The following is a 10,018-nucleotide window of genomic DNA, read 5'->3' on the forward strand; positions in this document are numbered from 1 at the left end:
GCCAAGGGACCATCAACATCGGCCTGATGGTCGATCGGCACGGCGTGTCAGATCCCGCGCAGATAGCCGCCGGCGGAGTTGATATACCGCTGCCCTTTCAAGGACGCAGGCCATGACAGTGGCGGCATTTTCAGGTCCCGTGATCTCGCAGGCCTGTTCGTAAGCCGATGGGCTAACGCCGAGCATCGAGCGAACCAACACGACCGCCGCCATCAGATCGCGCCAAGTGCCGATCGAAGCCTGCGGACCACAGGCTGCGATCTCCGGGCAAGCCTGAAGCACCGGGCCCACCCAAGGGGAAATGATTTTAGCCCACCGTTGGCAGTGAGGGTAGAATGGCCCGGCGATGGTTCGCCCCCCCCCCCCGCTTCATCCGTCAACAGGCGCGCTATCGGTTCGGCCCGACCTGACGATCGATCCTCCACCGTTTGCCACGCACGTGCCGCGTGACGGCACCGAGCGCGCCGATCCCCCTATAGGTGAGATGCTGTTTTTCGTCATTATGGAGCGCTTCGACCTCAATGTTTACCGCGTTTACCGCAGTAAACTTTTGCGATCGTCCGTCAGGCCGGAAAGGGGTTTTCTACCCCCACCTACCAGCGCCTCGTCCTAGTTTACTGCAGTAATCTTCTCGATCATTTCCGCCCCAACCCTTGTAGGCAGGGCAATCAAGACCCTATCACGAGGTTGTCCAGTCTTTTTCAAAGGCCTGCACAGGTTGCCGCTGAGTCATCAAAGGGCGCAGCCCATACATTCGCTGACCGAATCGCAAGAGGTCAGCCGGCGTCACCGGCGTTCTAGCCGATCAGAATGTGTCGTAAAATATCGACCCCCAATTGACGTCTGGGGCATATGCAATGGAGGAGAGGGCGACGTCGCGACCGATCCCGACCGCGTATGGGCTCGTAGTTGCGCAGAGCAATTTCTTGGACGGGCCGCAACCCTCAAAGGAGCGCAGATATGCGCTTTTAGCTGATCCGCGCAGAAAACAATCGCACGTAGCATCTTTTCAAAGACCGTTATTCGTTGTCGGTCGAGCAATTCACCAAATGACTCGATCCGGAGCTTCACGCAGAGATTGCCCGGCTATTCTCCGAGAAGGGCGATCTCCGCCACGGAAAATCCTAGCGGTGCGTCGTGACTTTCAGCCTGCGCCATCGCCTTCACCAGCGCGATGATCGTTTCACGGATATTGCGGTCGGCAATCTTCAGAAAGGCGCGATTGAGCACCAAGCCCTCTTTCGTCCGTAGAAATTCCGCGACCGGATCTCCACTCATCGAGAGTTCCAGCCCGCGCGACGTCAACGGCTCGGAATCTCCCTGTTCGAAGAAAAAGCCCACTGACGTATGAAGCACATCTGCGATGCGCTGCAGACGGCTCGCGCCGATGCGGTTGACGCCCTTCTCATATTTCTGAACCTGCTGAAAGGTCACGCCGATCTGTTCGGCAAGCCTTTCCTGACTCATTCCGAGCAACTGCCGGCGCATTCTTATGCGCGCTCCGACATAGCCATCTATCGCATTCGGTGTCTTGACATTCATCGTGTTTTTTCAGCCTCAATCGCATTTTCCATCGGCGCAGCTCTATTATTCCCCGCGTCGATTTTCCATGATTGTTTTCACATAGCTTATTCAAGATGCGATGATCGCGACCGACTGTGGTATGAAAGCCCCCATCCGGGCGACAGGGACCCTGCATAATCCGCCGGCAGAACAGCAAATCGAACAAATGCCGTACCGATCCCGGGGAAACTGGGCTGTGATTGTCGCCAGCCTTGCGCTAAATGCACTTTAGCGACCGCCGCTCGACAAACTTCCCGGCCCCGATCGCCCCGAAAATCCATCGAAAAAGACGCGGCACGGCACCGACCATGCCTGTGTGCAGGAGGAGTATTCATGGCAACTGTTGCTGAGAGCGCGCCCCGTTTCGAAAAGGCAGCGATGTCCATCCTGATAGCGGTCAGCTTCTGCCACATGCTGAACGACATCATGCAGTCGCTGCTCGCGTCGCTCTACCCGCTATTCAAGGCGAATTACGATCTCGATTTCGTCCAGATCGGCCTCCTCACCATGACTTTCCAGGTCACGGCCTCGCTGCTGCAGCCGGTGGTCGGCATTGTCACCGACCGCTGGCCGATGCCCTATTCGCTGCCGGTCGGCATGGCGAGCACCTTTTGCGGCCTCGTCCTGCTCGGCAATGCCGGCAGTTTCGCCCTGCTGCTTTTCGCCGCAAGCCTGATCGGCTTCGGCTCGGCCGTCTTCCATCCCGAGTCCTCGCGCGTCGCGCGTATTGCCTCCGGCGGCCGCCATGGTTTCGCGCAGTCTTTCTTCCAGGTCGGCGGCAATGCAGGCCAGGCGATCGGCCCACTGCTTGCCGCCTTCATCGTGCTACCGCTCGGCCAGCACAGCGTCTCCTGGTTTGCCGTCATCGCCATGGTCGGCATGATCGTGCTGAGCTGGGTCGGCAACTGGTACATGAGCCACAGACGCCAGAACGCCGGCAGGCATGCGATCAGCCGTACCCTTCCGTTGCCGCAGAACCGGGTCGTCTGGGCGCTGCTGATCCTCGTGCTTTTGACGGCAACGAAGAATGTCTACATGGCGAGCGTGTCGAGCTATTTCACCTTCTGTGTCATCGACAAGTTCGCACTCAGCGTGCAGCAGGCGCAGTTGATGCTCTTCCTGTTCCTTGGCTCGGTTGCCGTCGGCACTTTCCTCGGCGGGCCGATCGGCGATCGCTTCGGCGCCCGTTTCGTCATCTGGTTCTCGATCCTCGGCGTCATTCCCTTCGCCCTCCTGCTTCCCTATGCGAACCTCTTCTGGACCGGTGTGCTCAGCATCGTCATCGGGCTGGTCTTCGCTTCAGCCTTCTCGGCGATCGTCGTCTTCGCCCAGGAACTGGTGCCGGGACGCGTCGGATTGATCGCCGGCGTCTTCTTCGGCTTCGCTTTCGGAGCAGGGGGGCTAGGGGCGGCACTGCTAGGAGATTTCGCCGATACCCACGGCATCGACTTCGTCTATCGCATCTGCTCCTACCTGCCGCTGCTCGGCCTGCTGACGATCTTCCTGCCACGCATCCCGGGGCAGAAGCCGGCCTGAAGGGTGTGGTCAGCACGGAATACCTCAGCCCAGGATTTTCCCGATATTCCACGCTAGGCCAGCCTTGACGTTTTGCACGGCCGACTGCGGTCAGTCGATATTAGGAACCCACCGTGCCTCAAAGTGTCCTCAACATAGGCCGGCATGCAGTGATCCGCGTTGGCCTCGCACTGTCTCGGATCCCAGAGCTGATGGGCGGCGAGTTTCAGCACCAGCGCCAGCGCCTGCGTCGCCCTCCAGGGCAGGAGGGCTCCGGTCGCGACTAAAGACCGGGCTTCGAGATGGTCGATGGCCGCTTGCCGCGGATCAACGTCGCCGAACAGATCGTCGGGCAGACCCCGCTGGCGCAGCAGGCCGAAGGGGCGTATCCCAACTTCGGCCGGGGAGCGTTTTATGACCTTGAGGCGAGACAAAGAATCACGCTCGCCTGCTACGGTTGATGACAATGTCTCGGCTATAATGCCAAGCAAAGATGAAAAGATCCGCGCCGCCCTGCTTTCACGAACAGGAGGTTCCGGTGCGGCGCCTCACTAACTCTCTCGCACCGCTGCGCCCACCATGGTCAGCAAACGGCGTGCGTCGACACGCTTGAAGTTAGGCGCGCCTAACTCGTTGGCGCCCACCACTTGTACGCTTCAAGGCACCCGTCCTACGTTAGCCTGCTCAATTTTCGCGCCCCTTCTTGGCATCAACTGTGAATGTTCAACCCATCTTAAACGACGACGGACAAACGGAAGTCGGATCCATGTTGCGCTCACCATCGAGACAGGCAAGTTAGGCGCACCTAACTTGCAATCGCAGAGCAAGTAAGGGGCCGCGCGCTCAGTTCGAACTTCGCCCTTCCGCAGTGCCCCATCAGAAACACCGCCGATACCGGCAGCGCTCGGAGTTGCGATGATCGTCGCGCCGACACCAATATGTCCAAAGCTCAGATATCTGAGTACGCATTGTTACGCTCACCAAACAACCTCGACACCGCGTCTCCCTGCCGATTTGACACACCGGCCAACTCCGCATTTCCAAATCGACGCGCGGACCCGGCTCGACACCGATGCACTAAACCCCTGAGGTACAATCACCCCGAGGAGAATTTCGCGAGGCTGGTCCCGGGACAACGGGAAACGCATCAAACGGCTAGGATCTGACGCCACGAGATAGAAACAATACGCGACTTAATCTCGGGGCAGGGTTAGGCGCGCCTAACTGCTCCCCCACTGTTCACCTTCAACTGCGCCATGACCATCGGCCCGAGTGAAAACTCTCCTCGTTCCCAGCGCCTCGTCAAGTCGCGCAGATAGCCACCAGGCGACGTGATAAAGTTCGCCCTCTCGAGAATACAGGCGATCGCGATTGCCGCATTTTCCGGTCCCATCACATCGCAAGCATCTTGATAGGCCGATGGGCTCACACCTAGCATCGATCTGACCACAACGGCAGCCGACATCAGATCACGCCAGCCTCCCACCGCAACGGCGTGTCCATAGTCGCAGATCTGCGGGCAAGCCTTCAGTACAACACTCAACGGGAAGGATGTAGTCGCCGGGCGCGGCGGTAAATCGGTTCCACCAGACTTTGCCCCCTGCTCTTTTCGAGAGCGAGGTTCAAGTTCATTGATGGATTCGGGTTTTGAATTCTGTATGTGGCGCTCATTACGAGCATCATTGGTGCTAATATTTTCGGTTTCTTCGTGACTATTCAGGCGGCTGAGTACTTCGGAGTAGAGGAGCTGCATTTCATCGAGCAGGTTATGCACGTCTGCCTGCGAAGGTGTCCGAGGGATGCGTGCTATCAAATTGAGATAGATGTCCTCGATCGTTTGCCAATCGCCCTCCGCGCCTTCCTCCATCGCCGCGCTAATCAGTTTCCGAACGTCCCTTCGGCATATTGTCAGTGTCTCCTTGGCTCTTCTGAACGCAACACGGGCAGCCACGACCTCCTGCGCCATCAGAGCAAGTTCCTCAGCCCGCGCCAGAAGCGGAGACAGGTCGAAGCCGAAGGCCGTTTCGATGTCGCCATCACGATCCTTCCGTGCAAATCTCTTTCCGTTGGCGCTGTCTTTTCGCACAATCAGACCTGCGTCGACGAGGATTGCGAGATGGCGCCGAAGCGTGGCTCCCGCAATGCCGTGGGCGCGCAGTGTCAGCTGGGCATTCGAAGGAAAGACGATCATCTGCCCATCCTGTCGCAATTCATTGGTCGGAAGGAAGGTTAGAAGCGCATCCAGGATGGCGACGCTGCGATCCTGAAGGCCAAGCGTTTCCCGGGCTTCAGCAACATCACGGAAGACTTTCCACTTCTCGACAGACTTACCAGGCTTGATCTCGTTCGCGGCCATCTGCCGCTTCACGAGGGCAAGCGTCATCGACCGCCGCCCAAACGGCGTCGTCACACTTCCCGTATGCATCGTCTTTCACCTTTCAGAAGGCAAAAGAAATCCGCTCACCAAAAACGGCGCCAAGACTCTTGACGAAGATTCATGGAAATGCGATTCTCTGTCTTGCTACAGAACAGATAAGGGCTTCCAGGACGGCGACGTTCAGGGGGCTCTTTTCTTTTGCGGGTTTCACTCCGTGGTTCGTTGATCCAGCGTGCTATTTCGCAGAGCGGTGCTCGCGATACAGTTCCTCAAGCTTCTCCAGGACGAGCGCGGCAAACTCAGGCGCTTCTTTCCGGTCGATGGCGATTTCCAGTTTTCCGTCCGTGTTCAGCACTTTCGCGAGGCGCTTTCCGTCGGCGGCGGTCCACACGTCAACAGCCACCGGAACTGCCCGCGGTTTCAAGTGCGCGACAACAGCCTTGAAGCGTGCCTCCGAGGGAAGGGACTTGACCGCCGCCGATTCGAGAAACAGCTTGGCCAAGTCGAGCGATCCGTCCTTGGCAAGCAGGTCTGCGAGCTCAACCCAACTCCGGCGCCCTACACCCGGGGCGGAACCGATTGCATTGATCAGATCCCGGGGGATCCTGACTACGACGGACAGCATGTAGGACAGATCGCTTTTATAGACAGACAGCGCTGACATGATGACGTCCCTGGAAAAGCGCTGCTGCAGATTATCGGCGAAGAGGGCCTTCTCGATATAGGTAAGATCCTCGCGCTCGTTGTTCTCCTGGCCCTGCGCCACAACGAGTTGCTCATCCGTCAAATCGCGAACGATTGCCTTGACCGGGCGTTTAAGCGCCTGAACGGCGCGAAGCCGACGGTGACCAAACGCCACTTGATAGCGGCCGGCCTGGTCTGGGTGAGGGCGGACAAGAATCGGCACCTGCTGGCCTTGTTCCTCAATCGAACTAATCAGCCCGTCGATATCGCCGGGCATGCGGTCTTGTACAAAGGAAGGCTCGACCTCGCTTGGGTCGATCTCGATCACTGTCTGGCCCTCTGCAAGTCGCCGTTCGATCTCATCTGCACGGGCCTGACGGGCCTTTTCCTCGCGGATGCTGGACCCGACCTGCTTGACCAACTTGTTGTCCGCCGAGGATTCGTCGGACTGCAGAGACGGCGAAAGCAGCGGACGACCCTGCGCCTTTGCCGGACGCGCTGCGTCGACCTGTACGAGGTTCAGAAGGTTCTTTCGGCTCATACGGCTCTCCCCCAGGATTTCTTGATCAGGGTCTCGATTTCCTCGTTGACGTTGTTCATCGCCTCGAGCGCACGGTCGTATGTGCTGCGCGTAAACTGACCCCTCTCGACCTCGTAAAGGGTCTGGTTGGTCAGTCCGGCATCAGAAACGGCCGTGGTCTTGAGCATTGGGAAATTTAGGACGTGGGAACCAAAGATCGAGCGCAAATACCCCACCATCTGGTTCTGCGGCCCATCGGCAGGCTCAAAGCGCGTAATCAGGTAGCGCATCCATGAAAAGTCGACATTTCCCCCTGCTGTGGCGACCTCCCGAAGAAGTTCAGCAACCATCGCCAGGAACTGGTTCATCGACATAACGTCCAGCATCTGGGGATGAACCGTCACGATCACCGACGTCGCTGCGGTGAGGGCGGACAGCGTGAGATAGCCAAGCTGCGGCGGGCAGTCGATGACGACCACATCGTAGTTGCTTTCGACCTCGTCCAAAACCTGGCGAACCCGGTCGAAGAACATCACATCGCCCACTTGGCGCTTCATCAACGCTCGCGGGGTATCGTGCTCGAATTCCATGAGTTCCAGATTGCCCGGGATTAGGTGAAGATCGGGAATGTATGTCGAGCGAATGATCTCTTGGATGGGCCGGCGCTCGTCATCATAGCGAATAGCGCCGTACATGGTTTCGTTGGAGCCTACATCGAGTTCGGGCTGGTTGCCGAAGAGCGCCGAAAGGCTGGCCTGAGGATCCAGATCGAGGGCAAGAACCCTGTACCCGCGCAATCCTAGATGCTGCGCCAGATGCGCTGCCGTTGTGGTTTTGCCGGAGCCACCCTTGAAGTTCATAACCGATATAACTTGCAGCGCTTCACCATCGCGCCGGTGCGGAAGATACCGCCTGTCGGCGCGGCCGACACGATCGAGATGCCTGCGGATTTTGTCGATGTCTTCGACCGAATAGGAGCGGCGACCGCCCGCCGTCGTGCTCACCTCGAGATCCTCGATGTCGTTTGACACCTGACGAAGGTAGACTTCCTTGACACCCACGAGCTTAGCAGCCTCTGATGGCTGGAAATGCCGAATCCCTTTTTCGGCAACCGGTGGGAAAGTGCTCAGGTGATGTGCTTGAAGCTGCGTTGCAAGCGCTGACGAGTGCCGTTCGATAAGTTCGACCAATGTCTCCTGTGCCGCCAATTTATTTCCAGCCGGTCGCTTCATTTTCAGCCCGATATTTCACAACAGCGCTTTGAGGCGGCCAAAACCGATTTACACCGCTGTTGCAATAAGCCCCGATTCTGGTGGGCGGGCAAGCTATTTATGGTAAAGGAATTCTTAACGAACCTGCTGGTCTTGAAGGAAAATCGCCGCTCTTTACCCCAAAACTTCCAAGCGAAACAAGCGTTTGACGTATTCGGGCGCACATACGAAGATCCTCGCAAAAAGCAGTTGATATTAGAGGCGAATGCCTCGTGTCCCTGCGTCGGTGCCTACTTTCGGATGAAGAACTAAGCGACTCAGTACAGTGGCATGTCCAGCCGAAAACATTATTCGACTTCAAAGGCACCGCGGATGGCGATATTGAGAAAACAAAAGATTACGAGAACAATCGCGCGGCGCGCCCAGGCCGTCGGGTAGCGCTGTTGTAATAGCTTGACGCCTGCTGCACTGATCGATGCCGAGATTGCTCCATTGCCTCTTAGAGCGGGACGCCACGGTTTGCCGCTTCCGTCAGATATCCCGACCGCAACCCCGTTCGCGGAAAATTCGCTCACCTCTAAACCAGCCGCTGCCACCCTCTGCTTGACGATATCGTTGACCGCTTTTGGGTCGAGCGCACGACGGGACACATCGCCCCAACGATCGATCGCACGGGATATGCTGCCGCTGTCGATCTTTGCACCCGTCAACCAGACGTTCAGCGCGTCCACCGGCCGGCCGGTCAGATAAGCGATTTCATCTTGGCCGGCGCCAGAATTCTTGGTGTGGCCGAGGTGGGTGGAAAGAGAGGGCAGGGACTTCCGTCCTCACCGCGGACCGGCGCCTCGATCGTCAACTGCTCCTTGCGCAGACCGGCCACCTCGCTGTGCCGGCGTCCACCGGAGGCTCGATCCCGAACGTCGCGCAGACTGTCGCTGCTGCAGGTTGCGAGCAGCCCGGCCAGCACCTCGCCTGTTACCGCCTTGGCGCTCTTGCGGCGATGTGGCCGTGCTACGGCGCGTACCGCCAGCCGGATCGCCGACACCCACGGCATCGACTTCGTCTATCACATCTGCTCCTACCTGCCGCTGCTCGGTCTCCTGACGGTCTTCCTGCCGCGCATCCCCAAGCAGAAATCGGCTTAGGTCGGTCGCCTGCAGATAATGCATGAGCCCGGATATCCCTCGGGAATTCCGGGCTCGACGCATTATGCGATTTCGCGCGTCGCTATCGCGACGGGCACGAACGTATTTTTCTTCTCATATGAGGAAGAGGGATCACCATTCCTTTAATCCACTATTTTTATAGATAATATTCATTGGAGAATGACATCGGTTTCGGCACGATATTGGAAGGAAATGGCATGTCTGCTCTCAAACTGGTCGGCCTCGCGGGTAGCTTTAACCGTCCCTCGAGGACCTTCGCGCTTATCGAAAATGTTGCTGGCCTCGCCGCTGAGAGATACGGCTTCGACAATACCCTCTACGACCTGACCGATGTCGGCCCCTCGCTTGGCCAGACGCTGCGCCGTGACGATCTCGACAGTCGTGCAAAGAAGGTCGTCGACGATATCGTCAATGCCGACGTGCTGGTCATCGGAGCGCCGACCTACAAGGGCAGCTATCCCGGTCTCTTCAAGCATCTGATCGACCTGATCGACCCACATGAACTACGCGCTAAACCGATCGTCATCACCGCGACAGGCGGCGGCGATCGGCATGCGCTGATGGTCGAGCATCAGCTCCGTCCGCTCTTCGGCTTTTTCATGTCTCACACACTGCCGACCGCCATCTACGCGTCCGACCGCGACTTCACCGATTACCGTGTCTCATCCGAACCGCTTTCCAAGCGGATCGGAGACGTCGTCAGCGAGATTTCGGCCTTCTTTCCCCTTCGCAATCAGGCACTTATCGCTGCCGAGTGAAGATTGCCGGAATGGTTCGAGACGGCGCCCCTGAGGCGCCGTCAGACTGCTGACAAACCCGTCGATTTTTTCGGCGGGTTTTGCTTTTTTGGCGATAGGATTCTTTGCCGGTCGTGTTGGCAGAGGGCGAAGAAGGAGGTTTCGGCTTACGCCGTGGCCGGTTTTGGTGCTTTTGTCAGGGCCATTGCGATCTTCTTGATGTTTTGGGCGGCCGCAGCCAACAG

General features: G+C 58.1%; 7 protein-coding genes and 3 pseudogenes. 3 read left to right on the plus strand and 7 right to left on the minus strand.

Annotated features, from left to right (window positions below; all coding sequences use genetic code 11):
- Positions 1–30 precede the first annotated feature (30 nt).
- Both repC (EFD55_RS04485) and EFD55_RS04490 read right to left on the minus strand, forming a co-directional pair.
- Positions 31–282: pseudogene (gene repC / locus EFD55_RS04485) on the minus strand (replication initiation protein RepC); the annotation flags it as partial.
- 804 nt (positions 283–1,086) lie between these two features.
- Entirely contained in the window at positions 1,087–1,542 is a 456-nt protein-coding gene (locus tag EFD55_RS04490) for a helix-turn-helix domain-containing protein (RefSeq protein ID WP_125843391.1), read from the minus strand.
- A 354-nt stretch (positions 1,543–1,896) separates the two neighbouring features.
- On the opposite strand from EFD55_RS04490, the gene EFD55_RS04495 reads away from it, so the two are divergent.
- A complete protein-coding gene (locus EFD55_RS04495) occupies positions 1,897–3,099 on the plus strand; it encodes an MFS transporter (protein ID WP_125843393.1) in 1,203 nt (400 codons plus the stop codon).
- 284 nt (positions 3,100–3,383) lie between these two features.
- Here EFD55_RS04495 and EFD55_RS33630 read toward each other — a convergent pair.
- The 5 genes and pseudogenes from EFD55_RS33630 to EFD55_RS04520 form a co-directional block, all read right to left on the minus strand.
- A pseudogene (locus EFD55_RS33630) lies at positions 3,384–3,482 on the minus strand (prevent-host-death protein); the annotation flags it as partial.
- 806 nt (positions 3,483–4,288) lie between these two features.
- Complete coding sequence (gene repC / locus EFD55_RS04505; RefSeq protein ID WP_125843394.1) at positions 4,289–5,503, minus strand: plasmid replication protein RepC; 1,215 nt, start codon at positions 5,501–5,503, stop codon at positions 4,289–4,291.
- 187 nt (positions 5,504–5,690) lie between these two features.
- Entirely contained in the window at positions 5,691–6,680 is a 990-nt protein-coding gene (repB, locus tag EFD55_RS04510; RefSeq protein WP_125843396.1) for a plasmid partitioning protein RepB, read from the minus strand.
- The gene (repA, locus tag EFD55_RS04515; RefSeq protein WP_245438382.1) at positions 6,677–7,867 is read right to left on the minus strand and encodes a plasmid partitioning protein RepA; all 1,191 of its coding nucleotides are present in this window, start codon (positions 7,865–7,867) and stop codon (positions 6,677–6,679) included. Before repA ends, repB begins: the two co-directional genes overlap by 4 nt.
- 400 nt (positions 7,868–8,267) lie before the next feature.
- Positions 8,268–8,912: pseudogene (locus tag EFD55_RS04520) on the minus strand (tyrosine-type recombinase/integrase); the annotation flags it as partial.
- 321 nt (positions 8,913–9,233) lie between these two features.
- Here EFD55_RS04520 and msuE point away from each other — a divergent pair.
- Positions 9,234–9,794 (plus strand): FMN reductase, encoded by a 561-nt coding sequence (msuE, locus tag EFD55_RS04525; RefSeq protein ID WP_125843400.1) that lies wholly within the window; start codon positions 9,234–9,236, stop codon positions 9,792–9,794.
- A gap of 3 nt (positions 9,795–9,797) precedes the next feature.
- Positions 9,798–10,018 (plus strand): hypothetical protein (locus EFD55_RS33435; RefSeq protein WP_208653546.1); only part of this gene is annotated, 221 nt, incomplete at its 3' end.

It is taken from the genome of Rhizobium pisi, assembly GCF_003938655.1.
In the GTDB taxonomy this organism is placed as follows: Bacteria; Pseudomonadota; Alphaproteobacteria; order Rhizobiales; family Rhizobiaceae; genus Rhizobium; species Rhizobium pisi.

What these genes read in the sequence shown, in the direction of transcription:
- repC (WP_125843394.1), bottom strand. Translation starts at nt 5,503, where the DNA reads ATGCATACGGGAAGTGTGACGACGCCGTTTGGGCGGCGGTCGATGACG.
- repB (WP_125843396.1), bottom strand. Translation starts at nt 6,680, where the DNA reads ATGAGCCGAAAGAACCTTCTGAACCTCGTACAGGTCGACGCAGCGCGT.
- EFD55_RS04495 (WP_125843393.1), top strand. Translation starts at nt 1,897, where the DNA reads ATGGCAACTGTTGCTGAGAGCGCGCCCCGTTTCGAAAAGGCAGCGATG.
- EFD55_RS04490 (WP_125843391.1), bottom strand. Translation starts at nt 1,542, where the DNA reads ATGAATGTCAAGACACCGAATGCGATAGATGGCTATGTCGGAGCGCGC.
- msuE (WP_125843400.1), top strand. Translation starts at nt 9,234, where the DNA reads ATGTCTGCTCTCAAACTGGTCGGCCTCGCGGGTAGCTTTAACCGTCCC.